This is a genomic window from Ruegeria sp. CL3 (genome assembly GCF_056536505.1).
Genome location: NZ_JBQFPT010000014.1, coordinates 19,728 through 37,641 on the forward strand (window position 1 = coordinate 19,728; position 17,914 = coordinate 37,641).

At 56.6% G+C, this 17,914-nt stretch carries 17 protein-coding genes; 2 read left to right on the forward strand and 15 right to left on the reverse strand.

Going from position 1 to position 17,914, the window contains the following annotated elements:
• Positions 1–9: 9 nt before the first annotated feature.
• The 8 genes from ACR0NO_RS19055 to ACR0NO_RS19090 are packed head-to-tail and all read right to left on the reverse strand — an operon-like array spanning position 10 to position 7,483.
• Positions 10–837, reverse strand: a complete 828-nt coding sequence (locus tag ACR0NO_RS19055) for a citryl-CoA lyase (protein WP_170417803.1) — start codon at positions 835–837, stop codon at positions 10–12.
• Entirely contained in the window at positions 834–2,030 is a 1,197-nt protein-coding gene (locus ACR0NO_RS19060) for a CaiB/BaiF CoA transferase family protein (RefSeq protein ID WP_170417806.1), read from the reverse strand. The genes ACR0NO_RS19055 and ACR0NO_RS19060 overlap by 4 nt, the downstream gene beginning before the upstream one ends.
• Positions 2,030–3,475: an aldehyde dehydrogenase family protein gene (locus ACR0NO_RS19065; protein WP_170417809.1), complete on the reverse strand. Its 1,446-nt coding sequence runs from the start codon at positions 3,473–3,475 to the stop codon at positions 2,030–2,032. Before ACR0NO_RS19065 ends, ACR0NO_RS19060 begins: the two co-directional genes overlap by 1 nt.
• A complete protein-coding gene (locus ACR0NO_RS19070) occupies positions 3,472–4,167 on the reverse strand; it encodes a hypothetical protein (RefSeq protein WP_170417812.1) in 696 nt (231 codons plus the stop codon). Before ACR0NO_RS19070 ends, ACR0NO_RS19065 begins: the two co-directional genes overlap by 4 nt.
• The gene (locus ACR0NO_RS19075; protein ID WP_170417815.1) at positions 4,164–5,174 is read right to left on the reverse strand and encodes an agmatinase family protein; all 1,011 of its coding nucleotides are present in this window, start codon (positions 5,172–5,174) and stop codon (positions 4,164–4,166) included. Before ACR0NO_RS19075 ends, ACR0NO_RS19070 begins: the two co-directional genes overlap by 4 nt.
• Positions 5,171–6,046 carry an arginase family protein gene (locus tag ACR0NO_RS19080; RefSeq protein ID WP_170417818.1) on the reverse strand — a complete coding sequence of 292 codons (876 nt, stop codon included), beginning with the start codon at positions 6,044–6,046 and terminating at the stop codon, positions 5,171–5,173. Before ACR0NO_RS19080 ends, ACR0NO_RS19075 begins: the two co-directional genes overlap by 4 nt.
• The gene (locus ACR0NO_RS19085) at positions 6,046–6,720 is read right to left on the reverse strand and encodes a hypothetical protein (RefSeq protein ID WP_170417821.1); all 675 of its coding nucleotides are present in this window, start codon (positions 6,718–6,720) and stop codon (positions 6,046–6,048) included. The genes ACR0NO_RS19080 and ACR0NO_RS19085 overlap by 1 nt, the downstream gene beginning before the upstream one ends.
• Positions 6,713–7,483: an arginase family protein gene (locus tag ACR0NO_RS19090; protein ID WP_170608326.1), complete on the reverse strand. Its 771-nt coding sequence runs from the start codon at positions 7,481–7,483 to the stop codon at positions 6,713–6,715. The genes ACR0NO_RS19085 and ACR0NO_RS19090 overlap by 8 nt, the downstream gene beginning before the upstream one ends.
• Before the next feature lie 85 nt (positions 7,484–7,568).
• Between ACR0NO_RS19090 and ACR0NO_RS19095 the strand changes: the two genes are divergently transcribed.
• Positions 7,569–8,276 (forward strand): IclR family transcriptional regulator, encoded by a 708-nt coding sequence (locus ACR0NO_RS19095; protein ID WP_170417827.1) that lies wholly within the window; start codon positions 7,569–7,571, stop codon positions 8,274–8,276.
• Positions 8,277–8,284: 8 nt separating this feature from the next.
• Here the strand turns inward: ACR0NO_RS19095 and ACR0NO_RS19100 are convergent, their stop codons facing one another.
• From ACR0NO_RS19100 to ACR0NO_RS19115, 4 genes are read right to left on the reverse strand one after another with little or no spacing between them, the layout of a single operon-like run.
• Complete coding sequence (locus tag ACR0NO_RS19100) at positions 8,285–9,088, reverse strand: ABC transporter permease (protein WP_170417829.1); 804 nt, start codon at positions 9,086–9,088, stop codon at positions 8,285–8,287.
• 10 nt (positions 9,089–9,098) lie between these two features.
• On the reverse strand, positions 9,099–10,001 hold the full coding sequence (locus ACR0NO_RS19105) for an ABC transporter permease (protein ID WP_170417832.1): 903 nt from the start codon (positions 9,999–10,001) through the stop codon (positions 9,099–9,101).
• Positions 9,998–11,086, reverse strand: coding sequence for an ABC transporter ATP-binding protein (locus ACR0NO_RS19110; protein ID WP_170417835.1), 1,089 nt, complete (start codon positions 11,084–11,086; stop codon positions 9,998–10,000). The genes ACR0NO_RS19105 and ACR0NO_RS19110 overlap by 4 nt, the downstream gene beginning before the upstream one ends.
• Before the next feature lie 60 nt (positions 11,087–11,146).
• Positions 11,147–12,202, reverse strand: coding sequence for an ABC transporter substrate-binding protein (locus ACR0NO_RS19115; protein ID WP_170602122.1), 1,056 nt, complete (start codon positions 12,200–12,202; stop codon positions 11,147–11,149).
• A 523-nt stretch (positions 12,203–12,725) separates the two neighbouring features.
• Between ACR0NO_RS19115 and ACR0NO_RS19120 the strand changes: the two genes are divergently transcribed.
• The gene (locus ACR0NO_RS19120) at positions 12,726–13,358 is read left to right on the forward strand and encodes a tyrosine-type recombinase/integrase (protein ID WP_093037018.1); all 633 of its coding nucleotides are present in this window, start codon (positions 12,726–12,728) and stop codon (positions 13,356–13,358) included.
• Positions 13,359–13,480: 122 nt separating this feature from the next.
• Here ACR0NO_RS19120 and ACR0NO_RS19125 read toward each other — a convergent pair whose 3' ends face one another.
• The 3 genes from ACR0NO_RS19125 to ACR0NO_RS19135 form a co-directional block, all read right to left on the reverse strand.
• Entirely contained in the window at positions 13,481–15,142 is a 1,662-nt protein-coding gene (locus ACR0NO_RS19125) for a caspase family protein (RefSeq protein ID WP_170417841.1), read from the reverse strand.
• A gap of 329 nt (positions 15,143–15,471) precedes the next feature.
• Positions 15,472–16,581 carry a Fic family protein gene (locus tag ACR0NO_RS19130; protein ID WP_170417844.1) on the reverse strand — a complete coding sequence of 370 codons (1,110 nt, stop codon included), beginning with the start codon at positions 16,579–16,581 and terminating at the stop codon, positions 15,472–15,474.
• Positions 16,582–16,735: 154 nt separating this feature from the next.
• A complete protein-coding gene (locus ACR0NO_RS19135; RefSeq protein ID WP_170417847.1) occupies positions 16,736–17,791 on the reverse strand; it encodes a helix-turn-helix domain-containing protein in 1,056 nt (351 codons plus the stop codon).
• Between the last annotated feature and the right edge of the window lie 123 nt (positions 17,792–17,914).

A 17,914-nucleotide genomic window follows, 5' to 3' on the forward strand; every position in this document is an offset into this window, starting at 1 on the left:
GTCATCGGGTTAGCGCTCCGATTTGACACCAATATATTCCGGCAGATAACGCGGCGGCATTGGCCCCTTGTTCCGCCCGCCCTGTTGAATCTGTTCCCAGCCATGAGACAAGACGCCAACCGAGCGGGAAAGACAGAACAATCCCCGGGAAAGCGGTGCCGGGAACCCCAATTCGCAAAAGATAACAGCCGTGGCCCCATCGATATTCATCGCGATATCGGCACCGCGCTTACGTCCGATTTCCGTCTGTATAGCTTCACCGATATCGGCAAATCGCCCTTCTACAGTGCCTGACATCGCGGCCTCGCGTACCAACGCCATCAATCGCGGTGCGCGGGGATCGACGGGCTTGTGGAAACGGTGGCCAAAACCCGAGACGATCTTGCCATTTTCCTCACACCAGGCGGCGATACCGTCGCGGACGGCAACTTCCTGTTCAGCGCCGTCATCCATCCGTTTGGCGACGTCGAAATAAAGCTCGGCGCATTGTTCACCGGCGCCGCCATGCACGTCACCCAACATGTTGACCCCGGTGGCCATGACGTTGTTGAGCCCCAGCCCACAGGTCGCGGCCATACGCGCTGCGGCTATCGATGGCGCCTGCGGACCATGATCCACGCCCGCCACCAGCGCGCATTCAAAAAGCGCCGCCTGTTCTGGCGTGGGCAAATTGCCGCGCACCATGAGCCAGATCATCTGAGCAAAGCTGACGTTTCCGATCAGGTCCTGGATCGGGTGGCCGCGAAAGGCGATCCGCCCCGGAGCCATGTCGATAATTTCGGTGCGCCACCAGTGGCAAATGGCATCGGCGTCATTGCGTCCTGCGGGGTCCGTCATATCGCGCCATCCTTTGCCAGTTTTTCAATGTCTTCCGGTGAAAGACCTAACTCGCTCCAGATTTGAGAGTTGTGCTGCCCCAATGTGGGCGGTGGTGCATCGACGGTGGGCGCGCTGCCGTCCAATTTGATCCCGGTCGTGGCAACCTGAATGTCGCGTCCGACGCCGGGGACGTTTTCAAACTGGTCGAGGAAACCGCGGTCTGCAACCTGCGGCATTTCCAATACTTCCGGCACTGTCAAAACCGCTCCTGATGGCACACCAATGCTATTGAGTTCCTTGGCCCAGTCGCGCGGTGACCGGGTCTTCAACACGGTCTCCAGCTCAGTTTTCAGAGCCAGCCTATTGCGTTTGCGATCCTCGCGCGTGGCATATTCAGGCCGCTCGCGCAGCGCGGCCAATCCCAGGTGGTCCGTCAGTAGCTCCCATTGCTGGTCTTTGTTTGCGGCAATGTTGATCAACCCGCCCTTCGCTTCAAACGCACCGGAAGGCGCCGAAGTGGGGTTTTCATTGCCATTGGCAGTCGGATTGACGCCGGCGATCAGATAGTTCGACACCACCCAGCCCATTGTCGCCAGCACCGATTCCAGCATCGACACATCAATAAAGGTGCCGCGCGGATTGGCGTTCAGAGCAGATGAAATCGCAAAGGCTGCGGTGATGCCCCCCACAGTGTCTGCCACCGGATATCCAACGCGCAGCGGCGCGCTGTCGCTATCCCCGGTGATCGACATCACACCCGAGGTTCCCTGTATGATCTGGTCATAAGCCGGGCGGCGTATCCACGGGCCCTCTTGGCCAAAGCCGGAGATAGCACAATAGATGAGGGTCGGATTGGCCTCTTTCAGGGTCTGGTAGCCCACGCCGAGGCGCGTCATGACGCCGGGCCGGAAGTTTTCAACCACGACATCTGCAGTTTCGACCAGTTTCAGAAAAATCTCTCGACCCCGTGGGTTCTTGAGGTTGACCGTGACCGATTTCTTGCCCGCGTTCTGGGCGAGAAAGGACACGCCCATGTTGACTTTGTTCAGCTCTGGGTCGGCCCCCAGTTGGCGGGCGAGATCGCCCCGACCGACGGCTTCGACCTTGATAACCTCGCCGCCCAGATGCGCCAGATGATGACAACAGAACGGACCGGCAAGGACATTGGTCAGATCAAGAACACGAATGCCCTTCAAAGGTGTCTGCGACATTATCCGCGCCCCGCGTGTACAACCTTGGCCGCCGTGAAAAACTCGCGGCAATAGCTGCCTTTTTCCGGTGCACCATAAGAGGATCCCTTTCGGCCCGTAAAGGGTGCGTGGAAATCCATGCCGGCGGTGGGCAGATTGACTTGTATCATGCCTGCTTCGGCGTTCTGCGAGAAGTGATCGATTTTGGCGGGATCCCGCGTGACAATTCCTGCGGACAATCCAAATTCGCAGTCGTTGGACGTGGCCAGGGCGGCGTCGTAATCCGGCACGCGTAACACGGCGGCGATGGGCCCAAAGATTTCGTCTCGTGCCACGGCTGCGTCGGGTGACACATCCGTAAACAACGCAGGCGCAAAGTAATGGCCGGTTGTTTTGGATTTGACCTCGCCACCACCTGCGGCAAGCGTTGCACCGTCATCCACAGCCTGAGACACGTATCGTTTGTCGATGGCGAGCTGCGCTTCACTGGCGACCGGACCAATCTGGGTTTCCGGAGCGCGCGCATCACCGATCCGAAGGTCTTTCATTGCCGCGCAAAGACGGTCAACAAATGCGTCGTGAATGCCCTCGGTCACAATCAGGCGGGAAGACGCTGTGCAGCGTTGTCCGGTTGAGAAAAAGCTGCCCTGAACGGCGCAGTGCACCGCCAGATCCAGATCGGCGTCATCCAGCACGATCAAGGGGTTCTTCCCCCCCATCTCCAGCTGCATTTTCGCTCCTCGCGCAAACAGCGCCGCCCCCATATGGCGACCGACGGGTGTGGAACCGGTGAATGTGACCCCGGACACCTTGGGGTGCGTAACGATTGCCTCCCCAACCTCACGGCCTTTTCCCATCACAAGGTTGAACACCCCCTCAGGCACGCCCGCACGGGCAATAATATCGGACAACATCCATGCCGATCCGGGCACCAGTTCGGCAGGTTTGAACACAACCGTATTGCCATAGGCCAGAGCGGGTGCGATTTTCCATGCGGGGATCGCCAGTGGGAAATTCCAGGGCGTGATTACGCCCACAACGCCGATTGGCTCGCGTACAACATTTAGCGACACACCTTCGCGCAGAGATTGGTAGGTGTCGCCGGTCGCACGATACGCCTCAGCCGCGAAATATTTGAACAAATGCCCGGCGCGATGCGCTTCGGCCTTGGCTTCGGGCAAGGTTTTGCCCTCTTCGCGGGCCAGCATATCGCCCAGCTCGTCTACACGGGCGAGGATTTCCGACCCGATCCGGTCGAGCGCTTCGAACCGGACCAGAGGCGATGTCTTGCGCCAATTCGGCAGGGCCGCGGCCGCGGCCTCGATTGCGTCAACCGTTTGATCGGCGCTTGCCCGGGCATACTCGCCGATCGTGTCGTTCAGGTCGGACGGGTTGACATTGGGGGCCGCGTCGCTGCTAGCAACCCATGATCCGGCGATAAAGTTGGCAAAGGGGTTTGCAGTCATAGCGCTTCCTCAAGAACTGGTCGCCACCCGATATCTTCATGCCGGTGGTCCACAGTATTCACGTAAAAATAGGTCGGGCCATGATAGCCCCTGCACACCCGCCCATCGGCCCGTCTGGCAACCGGTTCGGCGGTCCAGCTGACCGCGCCGAACCAGTTCCACAAACGGTTATGAGGCGAGGTCAGATGATCCGGGCAAAGCGGTGCTGTACTATTGGCCGGGTCCGGTTGCGGAGCGTTCAACGCCCCGCTGCCCCCCACCAGCGCATCCCATTCATTGGGGCGCGTCGCCCCCTGAAAAGGGTCACTACAGGGCGTATCCCCCCCCGTAAGCAACCGGCAGCGAAACAGGCGTCCATCAATCGACAGCTCTGTGCCATGGACATACCCCGCATCATCCAGATCCTGCCAGCTGACGCGGCTCATAAGCATCCGGTCGGCGACCATCAATCTTCTTCCACCGTCCTCAAATAGATGCCAGTTCAGGCGCAGGTTCGGGTCTTTGGGACTGTCGGTGAGCGCCCAGTTGTCCCAATTCGGGTCGCGTTCAAATTCCGGTAGGTTCCCGGGTTGCAGGCCCTCGTAAGGGCAAAGCGCTGACAGGTCTGTGATCCAGGGCCGTGTCGCGGGCGCAAGTGTTTTTCCTGCATGGGAAAACCCACCCAGCTGCTCTGTTCCTTTGTAGTCCATCATTGCTCTGTCACCGCCCCGGTCACAGGTTGTGTGCGGAAGCGACGCAGGATCCGGAACAACATTTCTGCAGCCAGAAATTCGGTACGCTCCGACGGATCAAGAGGAGGGGACACCTCAACAATATCCAGTCCACCCAACGGGGCCTCGGCCAGCCCATCCAGCAGATCGTAATACTGACGCGGTGTAATACCGCTATGAACGATTGAGCCGGTGCCGGGGAGGTAGCCAGCGTCCATCGCATCGATGTCGATTGACAGATACAGTTCGTCACATCCCTTCATGGCATGCTCCAACGCCTGACGAATTGCCTCTGCCGTCCCCAATTTATGTACGTCGCCAGCCGAAAACACCCGACCGCCCTGCTCTTCGATCAAGGCGAGTTCACCGCTGTCGACCCAACCGGTGATCCCGACCCAAACCATATTGGACACGTCGACATTGGGCAGTTCGGAAATCCGACGGGCATTGGTTGCGTGGTTATGGCTGCCCCACGCGCCAAGCCGGTCAGAGAAATCCAGATGACCGTCGATCTGGATATACCCAAAACGTGCATTTGGTGCGCGTTTGGCCAACCCACGGGAATAGCCAAGGCAGGCCGGGAAGCTATTATAGTGATCACCGCCCAGTGCCAGAGGGATCGCCCCTCCAACGCTCAGCGCCTCGGTCATTGCGGCAATGGCCTCGGTGGTTGCGTCTACATCCTCAGGGGTGATCACTGCATCCCCGCAATCCACGAGCCAGTCGCTGGCCGTTGCGCTTCTTTGGCCCGTATCTGGATCAAAACTGACCCCCTGCGGTCGCATGGATTGCAATACCGTCGTTGCCTTACGCAGCGCCTCGGGACCAAACCTGGTTCCGAGCCGGCTTGAATGTGTCCAATCGCTGGGCATACCCACCACACCGATTTGGCCCGGACGGACGTCGGCGGCATCGAGCAGAGGCCCATCAAACAGCCGATACCCCGGTTGTGCCAGAGGCGGGAGAAATGTCGTTATCGCTGCAGTCATGTCAGTACTTTTTCCTTGGAAGTTTGGCGGCGCGGAAAATCAATCCCAAAGCCGAGGCGCGCATAGATAAACGCCAGAAGAGCCGTGACCATCAGGCGTTGGCCAACCTTCACGACACCCATTCCGGGACGGTTCGGATTCAGACCGGTCAACATAATGGCGCTGACCTCGTGCCGTCCCAAAAGCTCAAGCCATTGCACCACCGTCGCAAGATCGCAGCCCCCCAAACGGGGCCGATCACAAAGCGCACTGAGCGATGTTTCAAACACCGAGAGATCAAACCGAACAAACAACGGCTTTGATGGATCCCGCCACTCTGAAAACGCGGCACGCTGCGCGGCAGTATCTCTATTTACCGGCGTGGTCGTTCCGTTCGGCAAGGGCGCAATATGAAAATCGCGCGCATCGGCTGGTGTACCGCCAAGCTGCACTGTCTGACAATGAGGGAGCGCGCTCCGCGCCGTCTCGGACATGCGATCTGATCCGCCCAAAAAGATTGCACAGGCGCCATTGTCGCTGATCTGACGCATGGCCGCCTTCAAGGCCGCGTGGATCGCATCTTCGGACCCCGGTGCAATATCTCCGAGATCACAAAGCCGCTCGTGCAGGCCATCGGTACTGATATCCTGACGCGCATCGATATCTACGGGGTGACTGAATTGTGGATTTGCGTGCCAACCGAAATAGACCGAGGTTTCGCGTAATGCACGCGGCGCCAGAGATTGCCCTGCATGAGGTGCGTTTGTATCTTCAAACGGGATGCCCAGTACGGCCAGATCTCCAGACCGGACGTCGCCGATTGCTTTGGTCTGAGAGCGCATGAACGACAGATGCCCTGCCATGCGCGGCAACGGGGCCGAACGTAGAGGCATCAGCCTGCTCCTTTCTCAAGACGAGCTGTGACCGCTTGCAGGATCGCCAGTGCAGCGCGGGTTTCAGCCTTGCCACGGTTGTCCAGTTCCGGGGCAAGCCCAAAAACCGCAGCCGCGATGGTATCGCCCGGGGTGGCGTCAATTTGCGCGATCATTTGTGCTGGTGACATTCCCGTCAGGCGATGCGGGTGCGATACCCATTTGCCCGCAAGCTCTTGTAAATCCACAGACAGGATGACCGGTTGGGTGCGGGGCAAATGGCTCACTGCGCCGCCATTGACCCCAATGATGGGAACATCCGCACCTGTGACCTGTCTTGCGGCGACGTCAAGCGCTTCCAAACCGCTGGAATCGCCGCCTACCAACACCATGCGGGCACCGGTTTCAAGAACCGATTCACATTGCGAGGCAACTGCGAGAAAATGCTTGTCAGGTTCTAGCGGAAAGACGTTCACGTCCCCAAGGTCAATTGCATTCGCGGGTGTTACTGTGGGGCAGGACGCATACCGAAGCTGGCGCGCGAGATAGCGTTGCCCTGCCGATGGCCGGGCGAGATTGTCACAAAAATAGCCTGCAATCGCGACCTGACCGGGCACGAGATCTTCCAGATCGCCAATGGATGCGCCCAGAAAACTGGGGATCGCGTCAAACTGTATTTGCGCCGCTTCACTCATTGTGCAACGCCGCGTTCAGGGTTTCGATCGCCGCCAGTTCCGACATTCCCCTGGTGTCGCGCGCAGGCGCAAGGCCGGTGATCACAATCGCCTGCCATTTACAGGACATGGCACCAATGACGGAAACCAGCGTTTCAGGTTTCATCCCGCCGGGATTTAGGCCGACGCTGCCAGCTGCATGCCCCAGATCAATGACCGATATGTCGATCCACAAGACAGCGCGCTCGGGCGTGTCAGAATAGTCGCCGTGCCCTTCATCCAACTGCCGCGCGGTGCGCCAATCCATCTTGCGCTGGCTGATCAGATCCCAGACACCAGCAGGTTGATCGCCGTTCAATCCCACCCAGATCGTGTTGGCTGTTCGCGTCGCGATATCACGCCGGGCCAACGGCATGGCCGCGACAACTGGCAGATCAGGCAAGGCCCCCAGCACACCCGAGGCGACATCAGACGCGCCACCCAAGACAACGGGTACAACACCGTGATCCACCATTTGCGTCACAAGTTGTTCCAACGCGGCAGGCCAATCCCCTGACAGGTCCAGATTGCCAAGATCCCGACCATCTACAGGCAGTCCGATCCCAAGTTGGGCAGTCATTTTGCGCAGCGCATCGGGTGCCAGAGAGGTGCCGGATCGGGGCCCGGTGTTAACTTCGCTCGGAACGCCCATAACCCCAACACAATCAGCCTTACATTGCGAATGAATGCCAAAAGGAAGGTCCGCATAACCAGCTGTTATCATTTGTTTCCGCGCGCTATTCATTGCCAGACGCCTTCGTTATTTGCGATTTCCAATTGCGCTCAAACCGGCTATAAAAAGCGACGGATTTGCGTCGAAAGGTCTGCCTATGCCCGACAAGCCCCGATCCCCTGACGCCAATGGTGGTGTCGAAGCGGTAGAGCGCGCATTGCGTGTGCTGGACATCTTTGAGCCGGGCGATGCAGGCCTCTCTTTGAAGGAGGTTGCGGACCGCAGCGGGGTCAACAAGGCGACAATTCTGCGTCTGAGCGTGTCGCTTGAAAAGTTTGGTCATATTACGCGAGACGCCGAGGGTCTGTTTCACCTCGGGCCGTCTTTGTGGCGTCTTGGATCCGTGTTTCGCCAAAACCTGCGGATGGGGCCAATTGTGCGACCGGTGCTTGCGAATTTGGTGAATGCGACCGGCGAAAGTGCGTCGTTTTATGTGCAACGCGGCAACTCTGGCGTGTGCCTCTACCGGGTCAATTCGCCAAGGCTTGCGCGGGATCACGTTCAGGAGGGCGAGATCATTCCGCTGAGCATGGGCTCTTCGGGTCAGGTGCTGGATGCTTATTCCATCCGGCAGGGAAAACAGGCGGCCAGCATCCGAAAGGCCGGGTATTATCTCAGCCTTGGTGAACGCGATCCTGACGTCGCCGGACTGTCGGTTCCTGTTCTTGGGTTCGAAGATGAATTGCTGGGCGCGATCAGCTTGTCCGGCCTGCGCGTCCGCTTCAATGACACAGCCGTCGAAAAGTATCGCGCGGCGGTCCTTGATGCCGCCCGCCAGATTCGGGTGGAGTTTGGCGAAAAATAAGACCCGCATCATTGTGCCTTGTCTTTCCGACGCCCGATCATCTGCACACCGATAAGCGCCGTGATGGACACGACAATCAGACAGGTCGAGATCGCCGCGATTGTCGGATCAAGCTGATCACGCAGTGAATTGAACATGCGCCGGGTGATTGTGGCGTTTTCCCCGCCCGAGACCAGCATCGAGATCACAACCTCGTCCAGCGACGTGATAAATGCCAGAAAAGCCCCTGTCTGGATCGAGAATTTCACCTGCGGTACGGTGATTGTCCACAATGCGTATGCACGGGACGCCCCTAAGCTGCGCGCTGCAAGCTCCTGATCGAAATCATAATTCTGCAATCCCGACATCACCGTCACGATCACGAATGGCAGCGCCAGCGCAGTATGGGCGATCACGATCCCGGTCAGTGTGTAATTGAGCCCCAGCTTGGCATAGAGGCTGAACACTCCAACAGCGATCAGGATCACTGGCACGACAATCGGCATGATCACAAGGATTTGAGCCGCGCTCCTGATACGAGGCGCAGAGCAATGCAGACCATAGGCACAAAGTGAGCCCAGGGGCGTCGCGATTGCCGTGGTCAGCGCCGCCGCGATCAGCGAGGTCTTTGTTGCGCTCATCCATTCCGGCGACGTGACATAGGCCACGTACCAGCGAAACGAGAGCGATGTCGGCGGGAATTCCAGATAGGATGCCCCCGAAAACGACATCGGGATAACGATCAGCGTGGGCAGGATGAGAAAGAACAGCACAGCAATGCCGACCACTGTCAGCCACAGGCCGTCGATTTTACGTTGTCCGACTTGTTCCATTTTCAGATCCTCAGCGCATAAACAGTTTGTCGAGCCCGAAGACACGGTTCATCAGCCAGATCATCGCCAGCGCCAGCAACAGCAGGACCACGCCCAGGGCTGATGCGGCCCCCCAGTTCGAATAGACTGTGATGGTGCTTTCGATACGCTGCGCCAGCATCTGAACCCGGCCACCGCCCAGCAAAGCCGGTGTGACAAAGAACCCAAGCGACAGGATGAAAACCAGCACGATGCCGGCAAAAAGGCCCGGCAGGGACATTGGGAAAAATACCCGCCAAAAGGCCCCGCGCGGGCTGGAACCAAGGCCCACGGCGGCTCGGACCAGGTCGCCGTCAATATTGCGCATAGTGGCGTAGAGCGGCAGAACCAAAAAAGGCAGCATGATATGCACCATGCCAATGATGGAGCCGGTCAGATTGTGCGCCAGTTGCAGCGGTTCTTCGATAATGCCAAGTGACATCAGCGACGAATTGATGATCCCATTGCGCTGCAAAAGCACCAGCCACGCATAGGTCCGCACCAGAACCGAGGTCCAGAAGGGGACCAGCACAAACACCATCAGAATGGCCGCTGTTTTGTTCGGCATCTTTGTCAGCCAGTAGCACAGCGGGTAGCCGAGAAGGACGCAAATCACCGTCACGGCAATGCTGATCTGAAACGTGACGACAAAGGTTCGCCGATAGAGAGCACTACTAAAGATGCGCGTGTAATTTTCCGTGCTCAGTTCGCCTGCCGCATTGAAAAACGACAGCGAAGACAGCCAGAAAATCGGCAGGAAGACGACGATCAAGATCGTCAAAACCGCAGGCATCGAAAGCCCAAGAAACGTCAGTTTTTCGCGGCGTTCTTCGGATTTGAGCGTGCTGGCATTCTGAAGAGTCCCAGCACCTTCATACGTCTCGGCGATACTCATGCCACATGTTCCGGTACGATGATCGTATCTTCGGGATGCAGGGCAAGGCCGATTTGCTCTCCCTTCGACGGCAACCCGGTTTGGCCCGCGCGATTGGCAGGCACACGCACATTGATCTGACCAGCGCTGTCGTGCTGAACGATCACTAGAACGCTGTCGCCCTGATAAATGATGTCATGCACTTGGCCGGACAGGTCATTGGCGGCGTCTGGCACCGCGCCTGCTGTGACTTCCAGCAACTCGGGCCGGATGATCAGACGATGGCCTCCGCTGCCCAGCGCAATAGGCGTATTGGATTTCAGAACGCGCTCGCCAAGCTGCGCCGTGTCATTCGCTACACTAACCGGCAGGGAAATGGATTCCCCGATAAAATCCGCCACAAAGAAACTATGCGGCTGGCGATAGAGCCGCTCAGGCGTCGCGATCTGTTCGATCCGCCCATGATTGACCACTGCAATCCGGTCCGACATCGTCAGGGCTTCGCGCTGGTCATGGGTCACGTAAACGACAGTTGCATCCAGCTTTTCATGCAGCGCCTTCAATTCGATTTGCATATGTTCGCGCAACTTCTTGTCGAGCGCTGACAACGGCTCATCCATCAGAATGATCTGCGGCTCAAAAACCATGGCGCGGGCAAGGGCCACGCGCTGTCTTTGTCCCCCGGATAATTGCGTGATGCGCCGGTCGCCATAACCGCCCAGCTGCACGGTCTCCAGCGCGCGCTCGGCGCGGGCCTTCTGATCGCTTTTGGACACCCCGCGAATTTTCAACGGATAAGCCACGTTTTCTGCGACCGTCATGAACGGAAACAACGCATAGCTTTGGAACACCATGCCAAGGCCGCGCTTGTGGGGCGGCGTTGCAATCATTTCCTGTTCGCCAAACCGGATCGACCCGCCATCAGGACGCACAAATCCGGCCAGCGCCATCAAAAGCGTCGTCTTGCCGGAGCCTGATGGCCCCAGCAATGTCAGGAACTCGCCCGCGGCGATGTTCAAAGACACGTCATTCAGCGCTTTGACCGATCCGTAGGCCTTGCACAGGTTGGATATATCGATGGGAAGGGAGTGGGCTGCAGGTGACATGGGGGCTCCTAACCTGACAAAAATGGGCGCAGCACAAGATGTGCCGCGCCCAGATATTTTTTACTGTTGGATCAGCGTGTCAAACTCTTCGGTCAACTCGCCCAGCTGGCCGATGTAAAAGTTCGGATCGACCAGAAGCTGCTTGCCATAGTTGTCGGGATGTGTGTTGACCTTCACTGCCATCTCATCCGAGATTATCCCGGTGCCGAAGGCACCCGAATTCACCGGACCCAACGGCATGGTCACCGCCAGCCTCGCCTGTGCTTCGGCGCTCAGCAATTCGTTGATAAGGCGCATCGCGTTGTCTTTATTCGGAGCCCCCTTGGGAACCAACAAGCAGTCCACGTCCATCGTGCCGCCATCAAAGGCATAGGCCACATCAATGCCCGACGCGATCACGCTTTCTACGCGGTTATGGCCCATATGGATCACGTCCACTTCGCCGTCACGCAGCAACTGCGCCGATTGCGACCCGCCGCGATACCAAACGGTAACTTCGGGGGCAATCTCACCCAGCTTGTCCCATGCGCGCGCCTTGCCCTCATTCGTGGCCAACGTGTCATAGATCTCGGCCATCGGCACACCATCCGCCATGAGCGCGGCTTCGAGGTTATAGTTCACCTTGCCGTGCATACCGCGCTTGCCGGGGAAGTTTTCCAGATCCCAGAACTCTGCCCAATTGGACGGGCCATTGTCGCCAAATGCATCCTTGCGATAGGCAATCACCTTGGTGAAGTTGATGAAGCCGATGTAATTGTCATGGATCAGCTCTTTCGGAATGCCTGTGGTGTCAACAATCGAATAGTCGATCGGCTCAAGGCTGCCTTCCCGGCTCAGGGTTTCACACGAAGGCAAATCCTGTTCTGTAACGTCCCATGCAACGGCACCCGCCGTGATCTGCGCGCGCACGTCCTGAATGCCGTTTGTCGTATCTTCCTTGACAGTGATATTCAGCGCACCAGCGGCAGGTTCCAGCATGGCTGAGCGCAAGGCATCCTGAAACGAGCCTCCCCAGGACGCAAACACGACCTCTCCCTCGGCAAAGGCAGGCGAAGCAATGGCCAGGCCACCTGCCACTAGCGCCGTGGTGAGCTTCAGTTTTTGGTTATCTTTCATCATGTCAGGCTCCTCCCGAACTGTTGGTTGGTTTGTGGCTTCGCGACATGCGCGGCTCCACATAATCATTCGCAATCGTTTCATCTAGCAAAACGTCATTTCAGTTTTACTAGAGCTGATGTTGGAATTGGTCAAGGATTCTTTTGCCCCGTAGGATTCACACTCCCGTTTCCTGAGCATCAGAGCCTGGAAAATCTCGCAATTCGCGCATTGGTGCAGCATTCATCTGGGTTCGATCTTGCACATATGGCGTCTGAAGCGATCTTCGTCTGACCCGAAGTTAACTGCCACCGATTGAAGCATTTGGTGGAACGTGCGGACCGCAAACTCTCACTCGCTTTGCGTTGATCCGCGAATTTGAGTGGCAGCTTCTTGACAGTATGCGCCAATTGATCCTGACGACAGAATTGGTCAATTTGGGCTCAGCCCCGACCTCGGATGCGACGCAGCATCCCGTGATATGGAGGCATCGTCAACGTCAGGTTGTCGTTGTGGGAGGGCATGGCGGATCGGAGGATCAGTCATGGAAACACCAAACTTACCGGCCATTCGTGCGCTTCGCCCGGCTTGGAACAAAGGGCGCATCGTTGGGCAAAAACGGCCACTGAAACCAAAACACGTCTGGGCAATCCGTGTTCGACTTGAACTCGCCGAGAACCATCGGGACCTGGCGCTGTTCAATATGGCAATCGACAGCAAACTGCGTGGCTGCGATCTCGTGAAGATGAAAGTCGTCGACGTGATGGCGTCCGGCCAGATCAAGGAACGAGCTTCGGTGTTGCAAAGCAAAACGCAGAAGCCGGTTCGTTTTGAAATCTCCGAAGGCACACGCGCCTCGGTTGAAAAGTGGATGGAAGATGAGCTCATGGTCGGCTCGGAGTACCTATGGCCGGGTCGTTTCCATGAACGCTTGCACATCTCGACACGCCAGTACGCCCGGATCGTCCGGGATTGGGTCACGTCGATCGGTCTGGAGGCCAGTGCATACGGAACGCATTCGATGCGGAGGACAAAAGTCACACAGATCTACAAGAAGACCGGCAACCTGCGGGCGGTCCAGCTGCTACTTGGGCACACCAAGATGGACAGCACCGTCCGGTATCTCGGTGTTGAGCTGGAAGATGCGCTTGCGATCGCAGAGGCCATTGAAATCTAACAACTTGGGCCGTCTTCGCGGACGGCCCAAACAAGACCTTGGCGAAATCTGCGGCGAACAGCGACGAGGAGCCCAGAGCGACGGTCTTCTTGCGGAGCAGGCAAGGACATCGCTTTAAAGTTTCAACTGACACGGCGTATTAGAAAATTCAGAAAAAACTGCCCGTCAATCCTGCGCGGCTCGTAGACAAGCCTTCTTCCTGGCGAAAGTCCTTCGGGCAGTTTGACGCTTATATTGACCTTATAGGGTGTCGCCTGCCCGAAATGCGAACTCAATGTGAAGCGCAATTTCAACTGACCGGAGTCATCGAATTTGCCAGTGAAGTCCCTAAACCAAGGCCCTTCGGCCGCAAAGCCTTGGGCAGATAGCAAGGTCAGCTTGTCTCCATTGCGATTGATGCGCAAGGCTGCAAGTGGCTCGATTTTTCCGGGGAAATAGGCCTTGTCGGGCCGACTGGTTGTTTGCCAATAATCATCGTCCCATCTGCGTCTGATTAAGACAATGTAGTCACCATCAAAAGTCGCGAAAGACGGCGCGACCAACTGATTACAGACTCTTCCTTGCTCTCCTCGAAGTGCGGCAAGAGTTTCACTGGTCTCGAGGCTCTCAGGCGTCAGTCCAAGATTCTCTCTAGCGCTGATATACCGAGAGAAAGCAGATCTCGTGCGTGGGCCCGCAACACCGTCCGCTGTGCCAGCGCTGCAGCCAACGCGATTTAGCTCAGTTTGTATATCACGGATCAGGCTGCGCGTCTCTGTATCATCCTTCGCGCTTTGAGGCGATGTCGGCACAAGAGCTGCTACTTTGTCTCGCGCAGTACTACTGTTGCCCGGCACTTCGTCCTTCTGGTGCTCAGCAAGCAAGTCGTCCCGCAACGAAAGGGCGAGCGCGACTGCAAAATGATCCCTTTCGCCTTCGTATCGCTCCAGAAACATCTCGATCGCATCAAGCCTTCCGAGCGAACGCGCAAGTTCAAAGTCCGCATAAATCTGGTCTTCGACACGCTCAATTTCTTCCTCTGGCGTCGAGCCTGCAGCCGCATCTGGAACAAGAAAAATGTCTCTGGCGGGAAGCGAGCCATAAGTAAATGGCTCCTGATAGCCTTCTGTCAGAGTGTAAACCCTGTCGCGGACTCGCCGAAACAACTTGCCAATCTCAAGTCCGGGTTCCTCGATGTGGTTGAGCAGAGCCTGAGCATAGGGGCTGTTGCGGCCATCGCCGTCAAGCGCCAGCGTTCCGCTCCTTGCAGCATATCCAACCAACACACCTCCCGGATCGATACGTGCAAGTCCGCGTCCAATTGAGCGGGTGCTGTTTGTGCGCTCCATAGTCGCGAGGAATGGATTGTTGCGGCAGGCGTCAACCAACACGATCTTCAAGCCGGGTGCGCCCGCGATGGAGCTAATCAATGTGTTGAGGCGGATTGCCTCGAGTTCGATGTCACGGTCGCTCCGCAGTTCCGCACTGACAGGGATCAGGAAGTTCGTGTTGTCCAACTCGATGCCGTGGCCGGCGAAGTATACGATGACCGACTCGGCGTTTTTTGCCTTTTCTCCAAAGTCACGTATGGCAAGGCGCATGTCGCGGTAATCCAGATCAAGACCTGTTGTGACCTCAAACCCGATCCTGCGCAATGCCTCTGCAATGTCGATCGCATCATTCGACGGGTTTTTGAGATTGCTGACATGTTGGTAGTTCGCATTGCCAATTACCAAGGCAACTTTGTCCGCCAGCACCATCGCAGGCAGAAAACAAAACACAACTGAGAACAGGATACGCTTCATGTGAAATATCGCCGTTAACGCGTCTACCATATGAACGTTTCCACACTTTCGGAATTCAATCAATATGACCGGCGTGGACAAGCTCTAGCTCGGCTTAGGCCGCATAGCGGAGTTCGGGATTGACACGACGAAGGTTCGTTTCCCGCCCATTGCGCCAGTTTCGGCATGGACCATTCATATGAAGTACGAACTCGGAGCCGCCTTGCGGCGGGACAGAAAGATGCTCGCTTGGGAAGCTATCTAAACGTCAGCTTCCGCATTTCCTGCGAGCATGCGTAGCGACTGCAGCGAACTTCCACTTCCCGCGCTTCGTGCCGTACTTCAGCCCCCTACCCGTCCCGATCTAGCTTTAACCAATATCGCGTGTACCGGAGTTCACCCGTTCGGATCAAAGCGCCCTTCTCTACCAGGTTCTGGAGATCCCGCGTTGCTGTGGCGCGCGATGTTCCCGTGATCGAGATATAGTTCTCAGCGCTCAATCCCCCTGTGAACCCATCCGGCCCAGCCTTGAACAAACGGGCGATTACCTTGCTTTGGCGAGTGTTGAACTGATCACGGTACCGATCATAGAAGTGCGTCTTGGAAATAAAGAAACCAACCCGCTCAAGCGTCACCTGCTGTGCTGTAAGGACAGTTTCGGCAAACCAGACGAGCCACGGTGTGACTTCCAGCGTCTTTTGATGGCGTTCGAGTTGGTCGTAGTAAGCCTTCCGCTCTCGCTCGATCGTGAAAGCAAGGGCAATCAGACTTGGCTGACCGATATTCTGGGCCAAGGACTTTTCAGCCAGCGCCCTACCCAACCGGCCATTGCCGTCCTCAAAGGGATGAATGCTCTCGAAATACAGATGGCTCAAACCGGCCCGGATCAGTGCGCGCAATGGTTCGGGACCATCCGGTGCGGTCCGGTTGAACCAGGCTACGAACTGGTCCATTTCAGCCGGAACCTGATGTGAAGGTGGAGCTTCGAAATGCACCGTTGGGCGGTCGAGCCTGCCTGAGACGATTTGCATCGCATCCTCATGGCTCCGGTATGATCCAATCGTTTCCAGATGCCTGTCATGGGACAGAAGCATGTCATGCCACCGAAACAGGGTGTCGTGTGACAGTGGTTCCGAATAGTTGGAATAAACATCCACCATCATTTCAGAAACGCCCTGCTCGCGCGGTTTGGATGGATAGCTGTCGGGAGCCAGTCCAAGATGTCGGCGCAAGGAAGATTGCACGCTGAGACGATCCAGCATCTCACCTTCGATCGCGCTGGTCTTCATTGCTTCTTCGCTTAGCAGGTCGATACGCAATTGATCTCGATCCGATGTGTTCACATGATGAACCGCTCCAAGAACTTCCCCTGAGGACAACAGGAACTGTTGCTCGTATGGTTCGAGTCTTGCGGCGTCGTAACGAAAGGTAGGCCAGTCAGGGTTCTGCCAGTTCCACATCGTGAGGTATAAGCTTCCTTTCTATAACTCACTATTTATGGTTGCGTGATTTATAGAGGTCAATCCTATAGCTCACCTTTTTCAGACCCTTCGATCCAGTCATCACTTGGAGGTGTAATCTGAAAACGGTAAATTTCATCCTGTTTCCCCAAATTTACGTAGCATTGGATGTCCGCGAGAGCATTGCCTTTGGAGACAATTCGCCCTTTTCGATCTTGGCCAGCAACGAAATCAGGTAAGCCCCTGGAGATTGTATGTTCTCAGCACGTTGAAAGATGTATCCGAGAACAATGAAGCGAATAGCTGGGCCAAAAGTTGATTTCATTGCATACCAGGTTTGGCCAAGCCGTAGATACTCGGCGATATCATCCATAAGCCGATCACAGTGGTGCTGATCTTTTGCAAAGCGTAGTTCTGAGCATAGCCGTGGAAAACTGCGCTCCATTTGGTCTGGAGAAACCTGAATCTGAGAAAGCTTTTCTTTCTTAACTTCCGGATTCAAAGAGTCCTCTTTGTGCCCCTCAATTTCACTGTCACTGGCCCTCAAATTTTCTGTATCAGTCTGTGTTATCTCGGAGATTTCCACAGAGATTTCTGCCAACAGCTCGCTGAGTACATTCGCATCTGGTTTGCGACGCAGAGCATTGCGTACGGTGGTCACCAAATCAGAGATCGCGGTGTCATTTGCTACGAGTTCCTTAAGGCGCGCCAGAGCGGCGGAAACTTTGTCACGGAGTACAGTGAACTCGAGAACGCGATCAGCATGCCTCTGGGCTTCCTGAATGAACTCAGCGTGCCGTTCAGACAAAGGCATCAAGGAGAGCCCAGTTGCGGTGACCACCCTGCCCTGGCGATCCCGGCGCGCCCATCGCTTACCGTTTGCGCTCATGACGCGGCGGATAAGTCCAAGGTCCACCAGCGTCGAGATATGACGCTCAACTGTCTGCACGCTGACATGAGTTCGTTTGGCTATCGCCGCGTTGGACGCGAAACAGATGTGATGATCATCCTGGTCCGCAGCAATCTGATCACCGCCCATAAAGGAAACCATCGCTCTCAGGACATTGAGAGTTGTGGATTTTAACCCAAGAGGTTCTCTGGCCTCTTCAACGGCGCGAAGAAGTATCCATTTTTTGGGCGTACTGTTCCCCTGCCCTGCCGTTCCCGACAAGGTCGCTCCAATTGGAGCCAATGCTGTTAGTGTTTTCATGATTATCTATCGGCAGACAAAAATTACCCGTTCGCTCAAGAGCGTTTTTTCTTGTGTGGCGATTCGGGTGCTGCTAGATTCTAGGTGTCTAATCTAAGAATTGCGCTTTGCGCAGCAGCCCTC

What these genes read in the sequence shown, in the direction of transcription:
- ACR0NO_RS19055 (WP_170417803.1), bottom strand. Translation starts at nt 837, where the DNA reads ATGACGGACCCCGCAGGACGCAATGACGCCGATGCCATTTGCCACTGG.
- ACR0NO_RS19060 (WP_170417806.1), bottom strand. Translation starts at nt 2,030, where the DNA reads ATGTCGCAGACACCTTTGAAGGGCATTCGTGTTCTTGATCTGACCAAT.
- ACR0NO_RS19065 (WP_170417809.1), bottom strand. Translation starts at nt 3,475, where the DNA reads ATGACTGCAAACCCCTTTGCCAACTTTATCGCCGGATCATGGGTTGCT.
- ACR0NO_RS19070 (WP_170417812.1), bottom strand. Translation starts at nt 4,167, where the DNA reads ATGATGGACTACAAAGGAACAGAGCAGCTGGGTGGGTTTTCCCATGCA.
- ACR0NO_RS19075 (WP_170417815.1), bottom strand. Translation starts at nt 5,174, where the DNA reads ATGACTGCAGCGATAACGACATTTCTCCCGCCTCTGGCACAACCGGGG.
- ACR0NO_RS19080 (WP_170417818.1), bottom strand. Translation starts at nt 6,046, where the DNA reads ATGCCTCTACGTTCGGCCCCGTTGCCGCGCATGGCAGGGCATCTGTCG.
- ACR0NO_RS19085 (WP_170417821.1), bottom strand. Translation starts at nt 6,720, where the DNA reads ATGAGTGAAGCGGCGCAAATACAGTTTGACGCGATCCCCAGTTTTCTG.
- ACR0NO_RS19090 (WP_170608326.1), bottom strand. Translation starts at nt 7,483, where the DNA reads ATGAATAGCGCGCGGAAACAAATGATAACAGCTGGTTATGCGGACCTT.
- ACR0NO_RS19095 (WP_170417827.1), top strand. Translation starts at nt 7,569, where the DNA reads ATGCCCGACAAGCCCCGATCCCCTGACGCCAATGGTGGTGTCGAAGCG.
- ACR0NO_RS19100 (WP_170417829.1), bottom strand. Translation starts at nt 9,088, where the DNA reads ATGGAACAAGTCGGACAACGTAAAATCGACGGCCTGTGGCTGACAGTG.
- ACR0NO_RS19105 (WP_170417832.1), bottom strand. Translation starts at nt 10,001, where the DNA reads ATGAGTATCGCCGAGACGTATGAAGGTGCTGGGACTCTTCAGAATGCC.
- ACR0NO_RS19110 (WP_170417835.1), bottom strand. Translation starts at nt 11,086, where the DNA reads ATGTCACCTGCAGCCCACTCCCTTCCCATCGATATATCCAACCTGTGC.
- ACR0NO_RS19115 (WP_170602122.1), bottom strand. Translation starts at nt 12,202, where the DNA reads ATGAAAGATAACCAAAAACTGAAGCTCACCACGGCGCTAGTGGCAGGT.
- ACR0NO_RS19120 (WP_093037018.1), top strand. Translation starts at nt 12,726, where the DNA reads ATGGAAACACCAAACTTACCGGCCATTCGTGCGCTTCGCCCGGCTTGG.
- ACR0NO_RS19125 (WP_170417841.1), bottom strand. Translation starts at nt 15,142, where the DNA reads ATGAAGCGTATCCTGTTCTCAGTTGTGTTTTGTTTTCTGCCTGCGATG.
- ACR0NO_RS19130 (WP_170417844.1), bottom strand. Translation starts at nt 16,581, where the DNA reads ATGTGGAACTGGCAGAACCCTGACTGGCCTACCTTTCGTTACGACGCC.
- ACR0NO_RS19135 (WP_170417847.1), bottom strand. Translation starts at nt 17,791, where the DNA reads ATGAAAACACTAACAGCATTGGCTCCAATTGGAGCGACCTTGTCGGGA.